20 protein-coding genes are annotated in these 17,693 nt (G+C 68.2%); 2 read left to right on the top strand and 18 right to left on the bottom strand.

Annotation, left to right across the window (positions count from 1 at the left end; all coding sequences use genetic code 11):
• Position 1: 1 nt before the first annotated feature.
• From rpsE to FN976_RS18120, 18 genes are all read right to left on the bottom strand, one after another.
• Positions 2-523 carry a 30S ribosomal protein S5 gene (gene rpsE, locus FN976_RS18205; protein ID WP_145894468.1) on the bottom strand — a complete coding sequence of 174 codons (522 nt, stop codon included), beginning with the start codon at positions 521-523 and terminating at the stop codon, positions 2-4.
• Between the two features lie 12 nt (positions 524-535).
• A complete protein-coding gene (gene rplR / locus FN976_RS18200) occupies positions 536-901 on the bottom strand; it encodes a 50S ribosomal protein L18 (RefSeq protein ID WP_145894587.1) in 366 nt (121 codons plus the stop codon).
• Between the two features lie 11 nt (positions 902-912).
• Positions 913-1,446 (bottom strand): 50S ribosomal protein L6, encoded by a 534-nt coding sequence (gene rplF / locus FN976_RS18195; RefSeq protein WP_145894467.1) that lies wholly within the window; start codon positions 1,444-1,446, stop codon positions 913-915.
• 15 nt (positions 1,447-1,461) lie between these two features.
• On the bottom strand, positions 1,462-1,857 hold the full coding sequence (rpsH, locus tag FN976_RS18190; RefSeq protein ID WP_145894466.1) for a 30S ribosomal protein S8: 396 nt from the start codon (positions 1,855-1,857) through the stop codon (positions 1,462-1,464).
• A gap of 21 nt (positions 1,858-1,878) precedes the next feature.
• Positions 1,879-2,184, bottom strand: coding sequence for a 30S ribosomal protein S14 (gene rpsN / locus FN976_RS18185; RefSeq protein ID WP_145894465.1), 306 nt, complete (start codon positions 2,182-2,184; stop codon positions 1,879-1,881).
• A gap of 9 nt (positions 2,185-2,193) precedes the next feature.
• Positions 2,194-2,733, bottom strand: coding sequence for a 50S ribosomal protein L5 (gene rplE / locus FN976_RS18180; protein WP_145894464.1), 540 nt, complete (start codon positions 2,731-2,733; stop codon positions 2,194-2,196).
• A 2-nt stretch (positions 2,734-2,735) separates the two neighbouring features.
• A complete protein-coding gene (gene rplX, locus FN976_RS18175; RefSeq protein ID WP_145894463.1) occupies positions 2,736-3,050 on the bottom strand; it encodes a 50S ribosomal protein L24 in 315 nt (104 codons plus the stop codon).
• A gap of 14 nt (positions 3,051-3,064) precedes the next feature.
• Complete coding sequence (gene rplN / locus FN976_RS18170; RefSeq protein ID WP_145894462.1) at positions 3,065-3,433, bottom strand: 50S ribosomal protein L14; 369 nt, start codon at positions 3,431-3,433, stop codon at positions 3,065-3,067.
• A gap of 194 nt (positions 3,434-3,627) precedes the next feature.
• A complete protein-coding gene (locus tag FN976_RS18165) occupies positions 3,628-5,226 on the bottom strand; it encodes a glycerol-3-phosphate dehydrogenase/oxidase (protein WP_255440561.1) in 1,599 nt (532 codons plus the stop codon).
• Positions 5,223-6,731, bottom strand: coding sequence for a glycerol kinase GlpK (glpK, locus tag FN976_RS18160; RefSeq protein ID WP_145894460.1), 1,509 nt, complete (start codon positions 6,729-6,731; stop codon positions 5,223-5,225). The genes FN976_RS18165 and glpK overlap by 4 nt, the downstream gene beginning before the upstream one ends.
• A gap of 27 nt (positions 6,732-6,758) precedes the next feature.
• Entirely contained in the window at positions 6,759-7,751 is a 993-nt protein-coding gene (locus FN976_RS18155; RefSeq protein WP_145894459.1) for a Bug family tripartite tricarboxylate transporter substrate binding protein, read from the bottom strand.
• The gene (locus tag FN976_RS18150; protein WP_145894586.1) at positions 7,748-8,458 is read right to left on the bottom strand and encodes a phosphoglycolate phosphatase; all 711 of its coding nucleotides are present in this window, start codon (positions 8,456-8,458) and stop codon (positions 7,748-7,750) included. The genes FN976_RS18155 and FN976_RS18150 overlap by 4 nt, the downstream gene beginning before the upstream one ends.
• 5 nt (positions 8,459-8,463) lie before the next feature.
• A complete protein-coding gene (locus tag FN976_RS18145) occupies positions 8,464-9,396 on the bottom strand; it encodes a formylglycine-generating enzyme family protein (RefSeq protein ID WP_145894458.1) in 933 nt (310 codons plus the stop codon).
• Positions 9,393-11,012 (bottom strand): arylsulfatase, encoded by a 1,620-nt coding sequence (locus FN976_RS18140; protein ID WP_145894457.1) that lies wholly within the window; start codon positions 11,010-11,012, stop codon positions 9,393-9,395. The genes FN976_RS18145 and FN976_RS18140 overlap by 4 nt, the downstream gene beginning before the upstream one ends.
• Before the next feature lie 17 nt (positions 11,013-11,029).
• A complete protein-coding gene (locus FN976_RS18135; protein WP_145894456.1) occupies positions 11,030-12,091 on the bottom strand; it encodes an ABC transporter ATP-binding protein in 1,062 nt (353 codons plus the stop codon).
• Positions 12,088-12,924, bottom strand: coding sequence for a carbohydrate ABC transporter permease (locus FN976_RS18130; RefSeq protein ID WP_145894455.1), 837 nt, complete (start codon positions 12,922-12,924; stop codon positions 12,088-12,090). Before FN976_RS18130 ends, FN976_RS18135 begins: the two co-directional genes overlap by 4 nt.
• Positions 12,921-13,805, bottom strand: a complete 885-nt coding sequence (locus FN976_RS18125) for a carbohydrate ABC transporter permease (protein WP_186510982.1) — start codon at positions 13,803-13,805, stop codon at positions 12,921-12,923. Before FN976_RS18125 ends, FN976_RS18130 begins: the two co-directional genes overlap by 4 nt.
• Complete coding sequence (locus tag FN976_RS18120) at positions 13,805-15,220, bottom strand: ABC transporter substrate-binding protein (RefSeq protein WP_145894453.1); 1,416 nt, start codon at positions 15,218-15,220, stop codon at positions 13,805-13,807. The genes FN976_RS18125 and FN976_RS18120 overlap by 1 nt, the downstream gene beginning before the upstream one ends.
• Positions 15,221-15,401: 181 nt before the next feature.
• On the opposite strand from FN976_RS18120, the gene FN976_RS18115 reads away from it, so the two are divergent.
• Together FN976_RS18115 and FN976_RS18110 are read left to right on the top strand one after the other, a co-directional pair.
• Positions 15,402-16,460: a LacI family DNA-binding transcriptional regulator gene (locus FN976_RS18115; RefSeq protein ID WP_186510980.1), complete on the top strand. Its 1,059-nt coding sequence runs from the start codon at positions 15,402-15,404 to the stop codon at positions 16,458-16,460.
• A gap of 65 nt (positions 16,461-16,525) precedes the next feature.
• Positions 16,526-17,689, top strand: coding sequence for an esterase-like activity of phytase family protein (locus tag FN976_RS18110; protein WP_255440557.1), 1,164 nt, complete (start codon positions 16,526-16,528; stop codon positions 17,687-17,689).
• The last annotated feature ends 4 nt before the right edge of the window (positions 17,690-17,693 follow it).

Here is a 17,693-nt window from a genome sequence, read left to right as displayed (position 1 = left end):
CTTAGGCCGAGAACAGCTCTTCGACCGACTTGCCGCGCTTGGCCGCCACGTTCCCGGGGGTCGTGGAGTTGCGCAGCGCGTCGAACGTGGCGCGGACCATGTTGTAGGGGTTCGTGGACCCGTGGCTCTTGGCCACGATGTCGGTGATGCCCATCACTTCGAACACGGCGCGCATCGGGCCGCCGGCGATGATGCCGGTGCCCTTGGGCGCCGGGGCCATCATGACGCGGGCGGCACCGTGGTGGCCGAACACGCTGTGATGGATGGTGCCGTTCTTCAACGTCACCTTGGTCATGTTGCGGCGGGCTTCTTCCATGGCCTTCTGCACGGCCAACGGCACTTCCTTCGACTTGCCCTTGCCCATGCCGACCTTGCCGTCGCCGTCGCCGACCACGGTGAGCGCGGCGAAACCGAGAATCCGGCCGCCCTTCACCACCTTGGTCACGCGGTTCACCGCGATCATCTTCTCGCGCATCCCGTCTTCGGGACCGTCACCCTGCGTCTTCGCTTGAATCTTTGCCATCGTGATCTTCCGTTAGAACTGCAGGCCGGCTTCGCGGGCCGCTTCAGCCAGCGCCTTGACGCGGCCGTGGTACGCAAAACCGGAGCGGTCGAAAGCGACCTTCTCGACGCCGGCGGCCTTGGCCTTCTCGGCGATCAGCTTGCCGATCTGCTGGGCGGCGGCGACGGTGGCACCCTTGCCCGAACCACCGAGGTCCTTGCGGACACCGGCTTCGGCGGTGGAGGCCGTGGCCAGCACCTTCGAGCCGTCGTCGGAGATCAGGCTGGCGTAGATGTGCAGGTTGGTGCGGTTCACCGTCAGGCGAGCCACACCCTGCGTGGCGATGCGGATGCGGGTCTGGCGCGCGCGGCGCAGACGCTGTTCCTTCTTGGTCAACATCGTCATGCTCCTTACTTCTTCTTGGTCTCTTTGATCGTGATCTTCTCGTCCGCGTAGCGGATGCCCTTGCCCTTGTAGGGCTCGGGCGGACGGACGGCACGGATCTCGGCGGCCAACTGGCCCACGCGCTGGCGGTCGGCACCCTTCACCACGATTTCGGTCGGGGTGGGGGTGGTCGTCGTGATGCCAGCGGGCATCTCGATGTTCACGGGGTGCGAGTAGCCGACCGTGAGGTTCAGCTTGTTGCCCTGGGCGGCGGCCTTGTAGCCCACGCCGACCAGCGACAGCTTCTTCTCGAAGCCCTTGGTCACGCCCACCACCATGCTGTTCACCAGCTGGCGCATGGTGCCGCTCATGGCGTTGGCTTCGCGCGATTCGTCGATGGGCAGGAAGGTCAGCTTGCCGCCTTCGCTCGTCACCTTGACCAGCGCGTTCTGGGCCAGCAGCAGCGTGCCGCCGGCGCCCTTGACGCTGATCTGGTCATCCTTGATGGCCACGTCGACGCCCTGGGGGACGGCGACCGGCATTTTTCCGACTCGGGACATGTTCTTTTCCTTCCCTTAGGCGACGTAGCAGAGCACTTCGCCGCCGACACCGGTGGCGCGCGCCTTGCGGTCCGTCATCACGCCCTGGGGCGTGGTGATGATCGCCACGCCGAGGCCGTTCATGACCTGGGGGATGGCGTCGCGGCCCTTGTAGACGCGCAGGCCGGGGCGGCTCACGCGCTCGATACGCTCGATCACCGGACGGCCGGCGTAGTACTTCAGGACGATCTCGAGTTCGGCCTTGCCGCCCTCGGACTTGACCTGGAAGCCGTCGATGTAACCCTCGTCCTTCAGGACCTGGGCGATGGCCACCTTCACCTTGGAAGAGGGCACGCTCACCGTGGCCTTGGAGACCATCTGCGCGTTGCGGATACGCGTCAGCAGGTCGGAGATGGGATCACTCATGCTCATGTTTGTCTCTCCTGCCCTGGCTTACCAGCTGGCCTTGGTGACGCCCGGGATGTCGCCGGCGAAGGCGAGCTCACGGATCTTGGCGCGCGCCAGCCCGAACTGGCGGAAGGTTCCGCGCGGGCGGCCCGTCATTTCGCAGCGGTTGCGCTGGCGAGTGGGGTTGGCATTGCGCGGGAGCTTCTGCAGCGACAGGCGGGCGGCCTGGCGCTCTTCGTCGCTCTTCTTGGCATCGCCGGCGATGGCCTTCAGTTCCGCGAACTTCTTCGCGTACTGGGCGACCAGCTTGTCGCGCTTGAGTTCGCGCTGGATCAAAGCAGTTTTAGCCACGATGCACCTTCAGTTCTTGAACGGGAAACGGAAGCCGGCGAGCAGTGCCTTGCACTCTTCGTCGGACTTGGCCGTGGTGGTGATGCTGATGTTCAGGCCGCGCAGGGCGTCGACCTTGTCGTACTCGATCTCGGGAAAGATGATCTGCTCTTTCACGCCGATGTTGTAGTTGCCGCGGCCGTCGAAGGCCCGGCCGGACACGCCGCGGAAGTCGCGCACGCGGGGCAGCGCCACGGTGACGAAGCGGTCCAGGAATTCGTACATGCGCACGCCGCGCAGCGTGACCATCGTGCCGATGGCCTGGCCTTCGCGGATCTTGAAGCCGGCGATGGCCTTCTTGGCCTTGGTCACCACGGGCTTCTGGCCGGCGATCTTGGTCAGGTCGGCGACGGCGTGTTCCATGACCTTCTTGTCGGCCACGGCCTCGCTCACGCCCATGTTCAGCGTGATCTTGGTGATCCGCGGCACCTGCATCGGCGACTTGTAGCCGAACTTCTCGGTCAGCTGCGGGACGACCTTGGTACGGTAGTGTTCTTGAAGACGGGTCATTTTCAGGCCTTGATTTCTTCGCCGCTGGACTTGAAGACGCGCGAGCGCTTGTCGCCATCCACCTTGATGCCGACGCGGTCGGCCTTGCCGGTGGCGGCGTTGAAGATCGCCACGTTCGACTGGTGGATCGGCATCGACTTCTCGACGATGCCGCCGGTCGTGCCCTTCAGCGGGTTGGGCTTGGTGTGCTTCTTGACGAGGTTGATGCCTTCGACGACGAGATGGTCGTCGTCCTTGCGCAGCACGACCTTGCCGCGCTTGCCCTTGTCTTTGCCGGCCAGCACGATGACTTCGTCACCCTTGCGGATCTTGTTCATGGCGGGTTCCTTACTTACAGGACTTCAGGGGCCAGCGACACGATCTTCATGAACTTCTCGGTGCGCAGTTCGCGCGTGACCGGTCCGAAGATGCGGGTGCCGATGGGCTCCAGCTTGGCGTTGAGCAGCACGGCGGCGTTGCCGTCGAACTTGATGAGGGAACCGTCGCCGCGGCGGATGCCCTTGGCGGTGCGCACCACGACGGCGCTGTAGATCTCACCCTTCTTGACGCGGCCGCGCGGGGCCGCTTCCTTGATGGAGACCTTGATGACGTCGCCCACGCTGGCGTAGCGACGCTTGGAGCCACCCAGCACCTTGATGCACAGGACGGACTTCGCGCCGGTGTTGTCGGCGACTTCGAGCCGAGATTCAGTCTGGATCATTTTGCAAGTGTTCCCAACTTGTCCCGAATGCACCCTGGAGGACAATTCCTTCCAGGACATCGGGGCAGTCTTGGGCCCGCCGTCACCTTGGAGTCGTTGTTGCCGACCGCAAAGCTCCGAATGGGCAGAAGCTCACCTCGAAAAAGGCGAGCCCGCGATTATCGCTGATTTCCGCGGCTTGTCAAACGACCGGCTCAAACCGGCATCTGGAGATACCTGGCCGCCAGTTCGCGGAACTCCGCGGCCTTGGGGTCGACCTGGGTTTCCTCCAGCAGGATGGCCCCCACTTCCGCCGCAAGCTGGGCCGCCTGGCGGGCGTCCAGGAACAGCAGCCGGATGCGGCGCGCGAGCACATCCTCCACCGTCCGCGCGTATTCATGGCGGACGGCGAACCGCACCATGGCCTCCGTCAACCCGCCGCCGAGCTGCCGCCGGTGTCCAGGCAGGGCCGCCACCTGGGCGGCCTCGCCGCCATACATATGGGGCCCGGGCGCGGCGCTCAAAGGAGTCGGTTGGGCCGGCAGGCCGGCCGCGCCGACCAGGGGCAAGTCAGCCGTCACTCCGGGTTTGGACCGCGCCAGCAGGCCCTTGGCAAACACTTTCTCCAGCACGTCCTCCGCCATGGCACGGTAGGTGGTCCACTTGCCGCCGGTCACCGTGACCAGGCCGCTGCGGCTGACCAGCACGGTGTGTTCCCGGCTGAGCCCCTTGGTTTCCTCGCCCTCCTCGCCCTGCGGCTTGACCAGCGGTCGCAGGCCGACCCACAGGCTGCGGATGTCCTTGGGCCCAGGCGCCCTGGCCAGGTACCGGCCGGATTCGGTGAGGATGAATTCCAGCTCTTCCTTGAAGGGGCGGGGCTCCAGCGGCAAATCGCCGCGCGGCGTGTCCGTGGTGCCCAGGATCACCTTGCCGAGCCAGGGCACGCCGAACAGGACGCGGCCATCGGCCGTCTTGGGCACCATCAGGGCGTGGTCGCCGGGCAGGAACTCGCGGTCGACCACCACATGCACCCCCTGGCTGGGCGCGACCATGGGCCGCACTTCACGCCCGATGGCCTGGCCGTCCTGCTTGCGCAGGTCGTCGACCCAGACGCCGGTGGCGTTGATGACGCAGCGCGCCTTCAGCTCGAACGGCCGGCCCGTCTCGGTGTCGCGGCATGTCAGGCCCGTGACCTTCCCCTGGTCGTGCAGCAACCCCGTGGCGCCGCAGTAATTGACGAGCAGGGCGCCGCGCGTGGCCGCGGTGCGGGCCAGCGCCAGCGCCAGCCGGGCATCGTCGAACTGGCCGTCCCAGTACTTCACGCCCCCCTTCAGGCCTTGTTGACGGGCCGTGGGCAGGCAGGCCAGCGTCTGCTGGCGATTGAGGAACTCGGTGGCGCCCAGCCCCGCCTTGCCGGCCAGCGCGTCGTACATCTTGAGGCCCATGCCGTAGAACGGCGTCTCCCAGAGCTTGTACGAAGGCATCACGAATGGCAGCGGCTGGGCGAGATGCGGCGCGTTCTTCAGCAGCGTCGTCCGCTCGTGCAGGGCTTCGCGCACGAGGGCGACATTGCCTTGTGCCAGGTACCGGACACCCCCGTGGACGAGCTTCGTCGCCCTCGAGGACGTGCCCTTGGCAAAGTCGTTGGCCTCCACCAGCACGACACTGAAGCCGCGCGCCGCGGCGTCCAGCGCCACGCCGAGGCCCGTGGCGCCCCCGCCGACGATGGCCAGGTCCCAGGTCCCCGCCTTCGCGAGCCGAGCGAGCAGGGTGGCGCGGTCGGTCTTCAGCGCCGGGAGCGATTCGGAGGTCAAGGCGTGGCCCAGCCCTTCGCGCGTTCCACGGCCTGGCGCCAGCGCGCCAGCTTGGCGGCACGCTCCGCTTCGCCCAGGCGCGGCTCGAAGCGCCGGTCCACCTGCCATTGACGGGAGATCACTTCGGCATCGGGCCAGAACCCCGTGGCCAGCCCGGCGAGGTACGCGGCACCCAGCGCCGTGGTCTCGGTCACCTGTGGGCGAACCACCGGGACGCCCAGGAAATCGGCCTGCAACTGCATCAGCAGATTGTTGCGCGAAGCGCCGCCATCGACGCGCAGCTCGCGCAAGGGGATGCGCGCGTCGCGCGACATCGCCCCGAAGACGTCGGCCACCTGCAGCGCGATCGCTTCGAGCGCCGCGCGGGCGATGTGCGCCCGCGTGGTGCCGCGCGTCATGCCCACCAGCGTGCCGCGCGCGTAGCCGTCCCAGTCTGGCGTGCCCAGGCCGGCGAAGGCGGGCACCAGGTAGACATCGCCGGTGTCGTCCACCTGCGCGGCGAGCGACTCGACCTCGGGCGCGTTCTGGATCACTTGCAGACCGTCACGCAGCCACTGCACGGTGGCGCCGGCCATGAAGACACTGCCTTCAAGGCAATAGGCCGTGCGGTTGCGTCCGGCCGGCCCCTGCCAGCCCACGGTCGTCAGCAGCTTGTTGCGGCTGGCCACCGGCGCGGCGCCGGTGTTCATCAGCATGAAGCAGCCGGTGCCGTAGGTGTTCTTGGCCATGCCGGGCGCGAAGCAGGCCTGCCCGAAGGTGGCGGCCTGCTGGTCGCCGGCCATGCCGGCGATCGGCAAAGACACCCCGAGGAGGAAGACCTCGGTCTCGCCCACCACGCCGCTGGAGGGCACGACCTTCGGCAGCACGCCCCGCGGGATGCGCAGCAGGGCCAGCAACTCTTCGTCCCAATCCTGCGTGTGCAGGTTGAACAGCAACGTGCGCGACGCATTGCTGGCGTCGGTGACGTGGACCCGGCCGCCGGTCAGGTTCCAGACCAGCCAGCTGTCGATGGTGCCGAATGCCAGCTCGCCGCGTTCGGCGCGCGCGCGGGCGCCCTCCACGTGGTCCAGCAGCCATTCGAGCTTGGTGCCGGAGAAGTAGGCGTCGATGACCAGCCCGGTCTTCTTCTGGATCAGGGCCGCGTGTCCCTGCTGGCGCAACTGGTCGCAGCGGGGCGCCGTCCTCCGGTCCTGCCAGACGATAGCATTCGCCACCGGCTGGCCCGTGGCGCGGTCCCACAGCACCGTGGTCTCGCGCTGGTTCGTGATGCCGATGGCCGTGAAGCTCGCGGGATCGGCCTTGCCCTGGCCGGCCGCCTCCATGGCCTCCAACGCCACCGCATGCTGCGTGGCCCAGATCTCGCGGGCGTCGTGTTCCACCCAGCCCGGCTGCGGGAAGATCTGCCGGAATTCCCGCTGCGCGGACGCCACCGGCAGGCCGGCCTGGTCGAACACGATGGCGCGGGAGCTGGTGGTTCCCTGGTCCAGGGCGAGGACGTATTTCATGAGTCAGCAGCGTACCGCAAGCGGGACTCAGGCCTCCAGCTTGATGCCGCCGGTGCGCATCACGGCGGCCCACTTGTCGATTTCCTCGGCCACGATCTTGCGCATCGCTGGCGAAGCAGCCGTGCGCGGCTCGAGGGCGCGGTCTTCGAGCAGCCGCGTCACCGGGGCGGAGCTGACAGCCGCGGTGATCTCCTGGCTCAGACGCTCCACGACCGGCACCGGCGTGGCCGCCGGCGCGAACACGCCGACCCATTGGCCGGCCTCGTAGCCCGGCACTCCTGCCTGGGCAACCGTGGGCACGTCAGGCAGCGCCGCGAGCCGCCGGCTCCCCGTCACCGCCAGCGGCCGCAGAACCGAGCCCTTCACCTGGCCGATGGAGGATGGCGCAGTGGCGAACATCACCGACAAGCGTCCGGCGATCAGGTCCGCGGCGGGCCGCGTGCGGCTGTACGGCACGTGCAGCATCTTGATCTGCGCCGCCTGGCAGAACAGCTCGGAGAACAGGTGCGCGGGACTGCCCACGCCTTGCGTGCCATAGGTCAGTTCGCCGGGCTTGGCACGCGCCGCCGCGATCAGGTCCGCCAGCGTCCGGTAGGGCGAGCCGGGCGGGACCAGCACGATCGAATGCGTGTCGGCCACCAGCGCGACGGGCAGCAGGTCACGCTGCAGTTCGTAGGGTGTCTTGCGCCCGCCAGCCACGTCGATGGCCATCGAGCTGGTGCCGATCAGCAAGGTGTGCCCATCCGCAACCGCCTTGGCCACCTGGTCGGCGCCGATCGTCCCGGCCGCGCCCGGCATGTTCTCGACCACGCCCGGCTGCCCCAACGCCGCATGCAGGGCCTCGCCCACCACGCGGCCCGCGATGTCCACGGAACCACCCGCCGCCCAAGGCACGACGATGCGGAAGGGGCGGGCCGGAAACGCCTGCGCCCACGTGGCGCCGAAGCTCGCCGTGGCGGTGGTGGCGGCGGCCGCGCGCAGCCAGGCGCGCCGGCTGAATGAACCTGACAGAACGTTCATGGATGTCTCCTCGGGGTGGAATCGGCGGCAATCAGGTCGTCCAGGCGGTCCAGCACGGCATCGCAATCCACATCCTCGACGGGCACGCCGTGGTTGTACCCATAGCGCATCAGGACCACCGGACAGCCGGCGGCGCGCGCCGCCCGGGAATCATTGCTGGAGTCGCCGATCATCAGCGCGCGCGCCGGTGCGCAGCCGAGGGCCTCGCAGGCGGCCAGCAGCGGCAACGGATCGGGTTTCATGCGGGCGAAGGTATCGCCGCCGCAGACGCGGACGAAGTACCCGTCGAGCGCCATGGCCTCCAGCAGGGGCTGGGCGAAGGCCATGGGCTTGTTGGTGACGACCGCCAGCGTCACCCCGCCAGCGCGCAACGCATTCAGCCCATTCACGACCCCCGGGAAGACGGTGCCATGCCGGCCGTTCGCCGCCAGGTAGTGGCGCCAATAGATCGGACGCGCAACGGGGTACAACGCGTCAGCCTGCGCATCGCCCACCGAACGCGTGAGCACGGCCCGAACCAGATGGTCCACGCCCTTGCCGAGCAATGGCGCCGCCTGCGCGGCATCGATCGACGGCAGGTCCATCTCGGCCAGCATGGCGCGCAGGGCCACGACGAAGTCCGGCAACGAGTCGACCAGGGTGCCGTCCAGGTCGAACAACGCAGCCTGGATGTCGAAAGCGCGGCTTCCGGGCACGGCGATGCGCATGGTGTTCACGTCGCCGCGACGCGGAAGCCGCAGTTGCTTGAACTGCTGGCGGGGGAGTTGGAGCCGCGTGCTGCCACGCGGTAACGGTTGCAGTAGGACGCATGGCACAGGAAAGAGCCACCGCGCATCGCCTTCACCCCGGTAGGGCGGTCCTGGCGCGGATTGCGCGTGGCGGTTTCCCGGTGGTAGTCCGGGCTGAACCAGTCGGAGCACCACTCCCAGGCATTGCCGGCCATGTTGTGGAACCCCAGGGCGTTCGGCTCGAACGCATCGGCCGCGACCGTGCCGGGCTGCCAGCCATCGGCCGGCGCGGCCGGAAACTGGCCGTGCCAGATATTGCAGCGGCGCGTGCCTCCCGGTTCGAGCTCGTCGCCCCAGGGATAACGCCGCCCCGGCAGGCCGCCGCGGGCAGCGCATTCCCATTCGGCCTCGGATGGCAGGCGGGTGCCAGACCAGGCGCAGTAGGCCGCCGCATCGTTCCACGACACATGGACCACCGGGTGGTTCAGCAAGTCGTTGATCGTCGAGCCCGGCCCGTTCGGGCGTTGCCAGCAGGCGCCGGCGACATCCACCCACCAGGGCAGGCCTCTGGGCACCTGACGGATGGTCTGCCGCCGTTCGGCCGGCACCTGGAGGTAGAACACGAAGGAGCTGCCGAGCCGCTCCGCCTCGGTCACATAGGAAGTCGCACGCACGAAGTCGCGGAACTGGGCGTTGGTGACGGCTGTGGGGGCCAAGCGGAACGCGTCCAGTTCGACCAGCCGTACGGGCCCCTCACCGTCCTGCTCGAAACCTTCCAGGTCGTTGCTGCCCATCTGGAAGCTGCAGGCCACCACTGCGATCCAGTCCCCGGCGTGAGGCGCGGCCTCATCCGGGCGGACCAGCTCCACCACGGCGCCTTCGCGCCCCGGCATGCAGCAGGCCCGGCCTTCGCTCATTCGTCTTCCCAGAAGGCGCGCGTCACGCCCTGGCTGCGCATCAGGGCGACGACCTTCTCGCGGGGCAGCACACCGCAGCGCGCGGCCCAGGCTTCATATTGCGCTTTCATGTCCCGCACCCGTTCAGGGTGCTGCGCCGCCAGGTCGGTCGTCTCGGTGCGATCGGCCTCCATGTCGTACAGCTCCCACGCCTTGGGGTATTCGCGCACCAACTTCCACTGGCCGATGCGCACCGCCGCATTGCCTTCGTGCTCCCAGAACATCGGCGGCCGGTCCCCCTGGTCCTGCGCGAAGGACGCCTGCAGCGAATGCCCTTCCAGCGGCAGGATGCCGCGCCCGGCGATGTCGCCCGGGTACGGCACGCCCGTGACATCGACGATGGTCGCCATGATGTCTGGCAGGTAGCCCGGCGTATGGCGCACCTCGCCTTGCTGCGCGATGCCGTTGGGCCAGTGCAGGATCAGCGGCGTCGAGATGCCGCCTTCGTGGATCCAGTGCTTGTACAGGCGGAACGGGGTGTTCGACAGGTTCGCCCAGGCCGTGCCGTAGCTCTGGTAGGTGTCCTCCGGGCCCGGCATGAGCGCCGGGTTGTTGCCGATGTGGACCTTGGCGCCAGTGCGCGTGTGCTCGCGCGCGATCATCAGCTTGTTCACGAGCTCGTCGATCGACACGCCTTCGGGAATGTCTTCCGCGCAGGCGCCGTTGTCGGCCAGGAAGATCACCAGCGTGTCATCCATCTGGCCCGTGTCGCGCAGGGCATCGAGGATGCGGCCGATGCCCTGGTCCATGCGGTCGATCTGCGCGGCGTACACCTCCATGCAGCGCAGCAGCCAGGCCTGGTGCTCGGCCGCGGTCCATTCCGGCTGGCTCGGGTCGCGTCCCGTCAGTTGCCACTGTTGGTCGAGGATGCCCGACTGCACGAGGCGCTGCAGGCGCTGCTCGCGCAACTGGTCCCAGCCGGCGTCGAAGCGGCCCCTGTACTTCGCGATGTCTTCCTCGTGCGCATGCAGCGGCCAGTGCGGCGCGGTATAGGCCACGTACTGGAAGAACGGCTGGTCCGAATGCTTCGTCTGGTGGTCGCGGATCATCCGCGCGGCCTCGTCGCTGATGGCGTCGGTGTAGAAGAAGCCCTCGCGCCGTGCTTCGTGCTCGGCGTTCTCGTTGCCGCGCGTCAGCGTGTTCGGGTCGTAGAAGCTGCCGGCGCCGATGATGGTGCCGTAGAACTCGTCGAAGCCGCGCTGCATCGGCCACGAATCGGTGGGCTGCTTCAGGTTGCTCGAGACGTGCCACTTGCCGCTGAGGTAGCTGCGGTAGCCACCCGGCTTCAGCACTTCGGCGATCGTGGCGCACTTCTGGTTCAGGTTGCCCGCGTAGCCTTCGGGGCCCGAATCGTAGGTGAGGATGCCGATGCCCGTCTGGTGCGGGTGCAGGCCGGTCAACAGCGATGCGCGCGACGGGCTGCAGCGCGCCGTGTTGTAGAACTGCGAGAAGCGCAGGCCGCGCTGCGCGAGCCCGTCGAGGTTCGGCGTCTCGATCTCGCCGCCGTAGCAGCCGATGTCGGAATAGCCCATGTCGTCGTTCAGGATCAGCACGATGTTGGGGCGGCGGCGTTGCATGGAGTCTCTCCTGGGAATCAGTTCAGGCGTTCGCCGCTCGCGCGGTCGAACAGGTGGGCAGCCGTGGGCGCGAAGCGCAGGTGCACGGCGCTGTTTTCCGTCACGTCGGTGGCGCCTTCGGTCTTGAGCCGCAGGCGGTGGCTCCCGGCCAGCAGGTTGACGATGCTGTTGTCGCCGAGCTCCTCCACGAGTTCGACCGTGGCCGGGATGCCGTCGTTTGCGAACCGCAGGTCGGCGGGGCGCACACCCAGCAGCACGGGGCGCTCGCCATCCGTACGCGCGGTCACCGGCAGAGAAGCGCCTTCGGCCAGGCGCACCTGGTCACCCGACCAGGTCGCTTCGACCAGGTTCATGGGCGGCGTGCCGATGAAGCCGGCCACGCTCGCCTGTGCCGGCTGGCTGAACAACTGGCGTGGCGGCGCCACTTGCACGATCCGGCCTTCCATGAAGACGGCCACGCGGTCCGCCAGCGTCATCGCCTCTTCCTGGTCATGCGTCACATAGACCGTGGTCACGCCCAGGCTGCGTTGCAGGCGCTTGAGTTCCATGCGCGTTTCCAGGCGCAGCTTGGCGTCGAGGTTGGACAGCGGCTCGTCGAGCAGGAACAGCCGCGGCTGCCGCACGATCGCGCGCGCCAGCGCCACGCGCTGCTGCTGGCCACCGGACAGCTGACCGGGCCGGCGCTGCAGCAGGTGCTCGATGCCGACCTTGGCCGCGGCTTCTGTCACCGCACGGGCGGTGGCGTCCTTGGGTTGGCCCACCATCTTCAACGGGAAGCCGATGTTCTGCTCCACTGTCATGTGCGGATAGAGCGCATAGCTCTGGAACACCATGGCGACGTCGCGCTCGCCCGGCTCGCGGTCGGTCACGTCCACGCCATCCATCAACACGTGGCCGGCGCTCACAGGCTCCAGCCCAGCGAGGATGCGCAGCGTCGTCGTCTTGCCGGAACCCGACGGGCCGAGCAGCACGAAGAACTCGCCGGCCCGGATGTCGAGATCCACACCGTGCAGCACGGTGGTCAGTCCGTGCTTCTTCACCACCGCGCGCAGGCTCACGCTACCTTGTCGATCGCTCATCTGCGGCCGCCTCCCTTGACGGCGCCCACGGTCAGGCCCTTGACGATGTGGCGTTGCGCCAGCAGGCCCAGCACGATCACGGGCGCCATCGCCACCATCGCGCCGGCCGCCAGCCGCGCCCACTGCGTCTGCTCCACGGAAATGAAATTGAACATCGCCACCGTCACCGGCCGCACCTTGTTGCCGCCCAGCACCACCGCGAACATGAACTCGTTCCACGCATTCAGGAAGACGAAGATGGTGGTGACGGCGATGCCGCCGCCCACCTGCGGCAGGATCACGTACCAGAGCGTCCGCCAGCGGCCCGCGCGGTCCAGCAAGGCGGCCTCTTCCATCTCGTACGGCACGTCTTCGAAGTACGACACCATCAGCCAGATGGCGAACGGCAGCGAGAAGGTCAGGTAGATCAGGATCAACCCGCCGTAGGTGTCAAGCGCGCCAATGCGCTGCAGTGCCAGGTAGTAGGGAATGATCAAACCCACCGGCGGCAGCATCTGCGTCGCCAGCACATAGAAGCCGCTCGCCCGCTTGAACGGGTAGCGCAGGCGCGCCAGCGCGTAGGCCGCGGGGATCGCGAACAGCATCGTCAGCAGGGTGGTGCTCGCGGTGACCACCAGGCTCGACCAGAGGTTGGGCAGGATGGTCGAGGAGCCGAACAGCACTTCGCGGTAATTCGCCAGCGTCGGCGTGAAGATCCACACCGGCGGGGAGGCCAGCACGTCACGTTCGGACTTGAACGAGGTGATCAGACCCCACAGCACCGGGAACACCCACACCAACACGATCAGGCCGGCGATGATGAACAAGGCGCCGCGGCGCACGGTCCCCTTCATGCGATCGCCTTGCGCCGCCGGAACAGCAACCACGACACCGCCACCGTCAGCAGCAGCAGCACCATCGCCAGTGCGGAGCCGTAGCCGATGTTGAGTTCGGTGAATGACGTGCGGTAGGCGTAGAGATTCAGGATTTCCGTCGCCGTGCCGGGGCCACCGCCCGTTGCTGCGAAGATCGCGGCGAATGCCGACAGCGCCGTCATCACGCGCAGGATGACGACCATGACGATGGCCGGCCGCACCAACGGCAAGGTCACATGCCAGAAGCGCTGCCAGGCACTGGCGCGGTCCAGCCGTGCGGCCTCGTACACGTCGGGCGGCAAGGTCGCCAGGCTCGCCAGCAGCACCAGGAATGCAAACGGCGTCCATTGCCAGGTGTGGATCGCGATCACCGAGACCAGCGCCAGCTGGGGGTCGCCCAGCCAGTTGTGGCTGCCCAGGCCGAGCGAGCGCGTGACGAGGTCGACGAGGCCGACGTCGGGCGACAGCACCAGCGTGCGCCAGAACAGCCCGACGACCACCGGCGCCAGCACGATCGGCAGGATCGCCGCGACACGCAGCAGCCCCTGCCCCTTGGGAATGCGCAGGACGAGCAGCGCCAGCGAGAGACCCACCACCACCTGCGCCACGACCGTGGATGCCGTGTAGATGAACGTCAGCAGCAGCGAATTCCAGAACCGCGGGTCCTCGCCCATCTTGACGTAGTTGCCGAGGCCCGCGAAGCCCTTCATCCAGGGCATCGACAGGTCGAGCTTCTGCATGCTGTTCCACGCCAGGAAGACGAGCGGAATGGTCGTCGTCAGCAGCAACAGCACCAGCGCCGGCCCGAACAGGGCCAGCGCGAAGCGCCGTTCGCGCTTTTCGAACGTCGACGGAGCCATCAGCCTTTCATGATCTGCGCGATGCGCGCCTGCGCTTCGTCGAGCGCTTCCTTCGGCTTCTTCTGCCCGACCAGCGCCGCCTGGATGCCGGTGGCCATGGTCTCGCCGATCGCCGGCCACTGCGGCACGCGCGGGCGCCATTCGACGTCGGTGTCCTGTTCCAGCGATTGCAGCGCGGCCTGGATGAAGTTGTCGCCGGCGCTGCCCATGGCGCTCGCGAACTCGGGCGCGCGCCAGGACGAAACCCGGTTCAGGCCCGAACGCTTCGCCGGCCCGTCGAACTTCCACGAGGTGCGCGCCTGCGTCTCGGCCGAGGCCGCCCAGCTGATGAACAGCCAGGTGGCGCGCTTGGCCTTGTCGGACAGCGCGGCGTTGATCGGGAAGCCCCAGTTCCAGATGGAGGTGACGCGCTTGCCCGACGGGCCCGCCGGCCAGCGGGCATAGGCGACCTTGCCCACCACCTTGGATTTCTCCGGATTGGTGATGACGGCGGCCGACGAGTGCGCGTCGAGGTAGCAGGCCACCGTGCCTTGCGAGAACGCATCGGCGATATCGGGCCAGTTCCAGTTGCGGACAGCGGGCGGCGCGTACTGCGCCAGCGCGCTCACGTACCACTCCAGCGCGCGGACCGCCTCCGGTCCGTTCACGACCAGGTTGCCACCCTGGAACCACTGCCCGCCGAAGCCGCGCAGCAGCGAGGGATAGATGTACATGTTCTGGCCGGCTCCGGCGAACCCACGCATCGCCAGGCCGTGCATGCGGTTCGGCGCGTCGGTCAGCGCCTTGGCGTTGGCCAGCAACTGGTCATAAGTGTCGGCGGGCTTCAGGCCCTTGGCGTCGTACAGGTCCTTGCGGTAGACCTGCACCGTGACCTCGCCATCGTAGGGGATGCCGTAGGGCTTGCCATCGATGGAGTCGGCGTCGCGCCAGGCCTTGAGGATGTCGTTGTAGTTGAACCAGGCGGGGTCGGTCAGCGCCGGGTCGTTCAGGTAGCGGTCGAGCGGATCCACCCACTTGTTCGACACGTACAGCGGGTAGTACATCGGGTCGGTGGCACTGGTCGCATACGTCGCCGTCCTGGACGACAGATCCAGCATCGCCTTCTGGCGGATCTGGCCGGGCGGCACCTTCTCGGGACGCACCTTGATCCCCGTCAGCGCCTCGAACTGCGGCAGCAGCGACAGCAGGTTCTCGAAGTAGCTGGCCGGGATGACCGCCACGGAAATCGATTCGCCCTCGGCCTGTCGCCAATTGATCCTGGCGCTGCGGTAGGGCGCCAACGCGGCGTCCTGCGCGAGTGCGTTGCCAACCCAGCCGGTGCCGGCGATGCCCGCGGCGCCGATGGCGGCGGCCTGCCCCAGGAATTTGCGGCGCGGCGCCTGTGGCGGGCGCGGATCGCGGGAAGAAGGGTTCATGCGCGGATCTCCTCGTGGTGGTGGATGGCGATGGCTTGATGCAATCGATTACATGAAACAGTGTAAGAGCCGGGCGGCCGCGGCATCCCTGGGGTTTCCCGGGGTGTATTCATATAACTTGGGACTACAGTCGCAGGCATCGCGGCCCGGTCGTGCCGCTTGTCTGCAATCGATTTCATCCATGGCCCTCGACGACCTGGAACGCCCGGCCCCGGTAGCGGCCGGGCCCAAATCCCGCTCCGGCGCGAAGCACGTCGCCCAGCTGGCCGGCGTCTCCACGGCCACCGTTTCTCGCGCTCTCAACACACCCGACCAGGTCGACCCGGCGACCCTGCGGCGCGTGCTGGATGCGGCCGCCAAGCTGCGCTACGTGCCCCATGGCGCCGCGCGCAGCTTGCGCAGCCACCGCAGCAAGATGGTGGGCGCGATCGTTCCCTCGTTCGACTATGCGCTGTACGCCCGCACGACCAGTGCGCTCCAGCAGCGCCTGGACGAGCGCGGCTATTCGCTGGTGCTGGCCGAACATCATTACGACCTGGGCGCCGAGCTGCGCGTGGCCGGCCAGCTGATCGAGCATGGCGTGGACGCCTTCGTGCTGGTGGGGCTGGACCACGAACACGGCTTGTTCTCCCTGCTGGAGGACTACGGCCGTCCCTACGTCCTCACCTGGGGCGTGGATCCGCTGCAGCGCCATCCCAGCATCGGTTTCGACAACCGCGCCGCCACCTGCGAGGTGGCGCGCCACCTGATCGGCCTGGGGCACCGCCGCATCGGCCTGCTGAGCGCCCCGTTGCCCGGCAACGACCGCGCAAGGGCGCGGGGGGAGGGCCTGCGCGCGGCCCTGGCCGAGCACGGCCTGGCGCTCGCCGAACAGCACGTGGCGTACGCGCCGATTTCGCTGGCCAGCGCGGAAGCCGGCATGGAGCAGCTGCTGGCGGCCGTGCCGCGACCGACGGCCGTGGTCGCGACCAACGACGTGTTCGCCGTCGGCGCCATGCTGGCCTGCCGCAAGGCGGGGGTGCGCATCCCCGAGGACATCTCCATCACCGGCGTCGACAACACCGACCTGGGCGCCACGCAGACCCCGGGCCTGACCAGCGTGGCCACACCCGTCACGCAGATCGGCCGGGCGGCCGCCGACCAGCTGGTGGCGCGCCTCGAAGGCCAGCCCAGCGAAGCCTTCCAGTCCTATCCCATCTCCATCGTCCACCGCGGCAGCACGGCGCCTCCATCATCCTGATGGATGGAGCATGAGTTCATCGTGGCTTCACGGGGAGGCCACACGCAGCGACTAGACTGCGCAACTTGACCGCTGGAGCCTCCTTTTCCCGCCAACCGCTGCGCCGGCGTGCCCTGCTGTCGGGCGCGGCCGGACTGTGCGCGGCCGCCGCGCTGGGCTGCCGCTCGGTGGCCGCACCCGTGCCGGCGGCCGGCCGGCAGCGCCTGCGGCTGCTGGGCGAAACCACTTTTCCCGTGCGCATGCAGTTCAAGGGCTCGACCTTCGGCGGGCTGTCGGGCCTGGATTTCGACCCGGCCAGCGGCTTGTGGGCCGCCCTGAGCGACGACCGGTCCGAACTCGAACCGGCCCGCTTCTATACCTTGCGCATCGGGATCCACGACGGCCAGCGGATGGTGGTCGAGCCGCTCGAAGTGATCACCTTGCGGCAGGCCGCCGGCACGCCCTTTCCGCCCCGCCGCGGCGGTGGCGAAGTGGTGGACCCGGAGGCCCTGCGGCTGCTGCCGGGCGGCCGGGGGCTGTTGTGGGCCAGCGAAGGGGATCCCAAGGTCAACCAGGGCCCGGGCCTGCGGGAGGCCCGCATCGACGGCAGCCACGTGCGCGAGTTCACCATGCCGCCGGTGCTGCAGCTCGGCCCGCGTCCCGGGATCGGGCCGCGCGACAACCTGAGCTTCGAAGGCTTGGCGCTGACCCCGGACGCGCGAGGCGCCTGGGTCTCGATGGAGGCCGCCTTGCAGCAGGACGGCGCCACGCCCAAGGTGGGCACGGAAGGCGGTCCATGCCGCCTCACGCTGTTCGACGTGGCCACGGGCCGGGCCACCCGGCAGATCGCCTACATCCCCGACGCCATCCCGTCCGCTCCTGCCTTGCTGGGCGGCTTCGCCGACAACGGCATCAGCGAGATCCTGATGCTGGACGCGCGGCGCATGCTGGTGCTGGAGCGCGCCTTCATGATGGGCGTGGGCAACTCGTTGCGCCTCTATGAGATCGACACCGCGGATGCCACCGACACGCTCGCTTCCGACCGGCTCGTGGCAGGCCAGTACCGCCCTGCCGCCAAGCGGCTGGTCGCCGATTTCTCCCAGGTGGGCCTCACCCACCTGGACAACACCGAAGCCATGGCCTGGGGGCCGCCGTTGCCGAATGGCCGGCGCTGCCTGGTGTTCGTGAGCGACGACAACTTCAACCCGCTGCAGATCACGCAATTCGCGGCGTTCGAGTACCTGGACTGACGAC

Origin of the sequence: Caenimonas sedimenti, assembly GCF_007833165.1 — a bacterium.
GTDB lineage: Bacteria > Pseudomonadota > Gammaproteobacteria > Burkholderiales > Burkholderiaceae_C > Ramlibacter > Ramlibacter sedimenti.
Note: the sequence above shows the minus strand (reverse complement) of the source record. Positions and strands in the feature narration are given on the sequence as shown.

What these genes read in the sequence shown, in the direction of transcription:
- rpsE (WP_145894468.1), bottom strand. Translation starts at nt 523, where the DNA reads ATGGCAAAGATTCAAGCGAAGACGCAGGGTGACGGTCCCGAAGACGGG.
- rplR (WP_145894587.1), bottom strand. Translation starts at nt 901, where the DNA reads ATGTTGACCAAGAAGGAACAGCGTCTGCGCCGCGCGCGCCAGACCCGC.
- rplF (WP_145894467.1), bottom strand. Translation starts at nt 1,446, where the DNA reads ATGTCCCGAGTCGGAAAAATGCCGGTCGCCGTCCCCCAGGGCGTCGAC.
- rpsH (WP_145894466.1), bottom strand. Translation starts at nt 1,857, where the DNA reads ATGAGCATGAGTGATCCCATCTCCGACCTGCTGACGCGTATCCGCAAC.
- rplE (WP_145894464.1), bottom strand. Translation starts at nt 2,733, where the DNA reads ATGACCCGTCTTCAAGAACACTACCGTACCAAGGTCGTCCCGCAGCTG.
- rplX (WP_145894463.1), bottom strand. Translation starts at nt 3,050, where the DNA reads ATGAACAAGATCCGCAAGGGTGACGAAGTCATCGTGCTGGCCGGCAAA.
- rplN (WP_145894462.1), bottom strand. Translation starts at nt 3,433, where the DNA reads ATGATCCAGACTGAATCTCGGCTCGAAGTCGCCGACAACACCGGCGCG.
- glpK (WP_145894460.1), bottom strand. Translation starts at nt 6,731, where the DNA reads ATGAAATACGTCCTCGCCCTGGACCAGGGAACCACCAGCTCCCGCGCC.
- FN976_RS18155 (WP_145894459.1), bottom strand. Translation starts at nt 7,751, where the DNA reads ATGAACGTTCTGTCAGGTTCATTCAGCCGGCGCGCCTGGCTGCGCGCG.
- FN976_RS18150 (WP_145894586.1), bottom strand. Translation starts at nt 8,458, where the DNA reads ATGCGCATCGCCGTGCCCGGAAGCCGCGCTTTCGACATCCAGGCTGCG.
- FN976_RS18145 (WP_145894458.1), bottom strand. Translation starts at nt 9,396, where the DNA reads ATGAGCGAAGGCCGGGCCTGCTGCATGCCGGGGCGCGAAGGCGCCGTG.
- FN976_RS18140 (WP_145894457.1), bottom strand. Translation starts at nt 11,012, where the DNA reads ATGCAACGCCGCCGCCCCAACATCGTGCTGATCCTGAACGACGACATG.
- FN976_RS18135 (WP_145894456.1), bottom strand. Translation starts at nt 12,091, where the DNA reads ATGAGCGATCGACAAGGTAGCGTGAGCCTGCGCGCGGTGGTGAAGAAG.
- FN976_RS18130 (WP_145894455.1), bottom strand. Translation starts at nt 12,924, where the DNA reads ATGAAGGGGACCGTGCGCCGCGGCGCCTTGTTCATCATCGCCGGCCTG.
- FN976_RS18125 (WP_186510982.1), bottom strand. Translation starts at nt 13,805, where the DNA reads ATGGCTCCGTCGACGTTCGAAAAGCGCGAACGGCGCTTCGCGCTGGCC.
- FN976_RS18120 (WP_145894453.1), bottom strand. Translation starts at nt 15,220, where the DNA reads ATGAACCCTTCTTCCCGCGATCCGCGCCCGCCACAGGCGCCGCGCCGC.
- FN976_RS18115 (WP_186510980.1), top strand. Translation starts at nt 15,402, where the DNA reads ATGGCCCTCGACGACCTGGAACGCCCGGCCCCGGTAGCGGCCGGGCCC.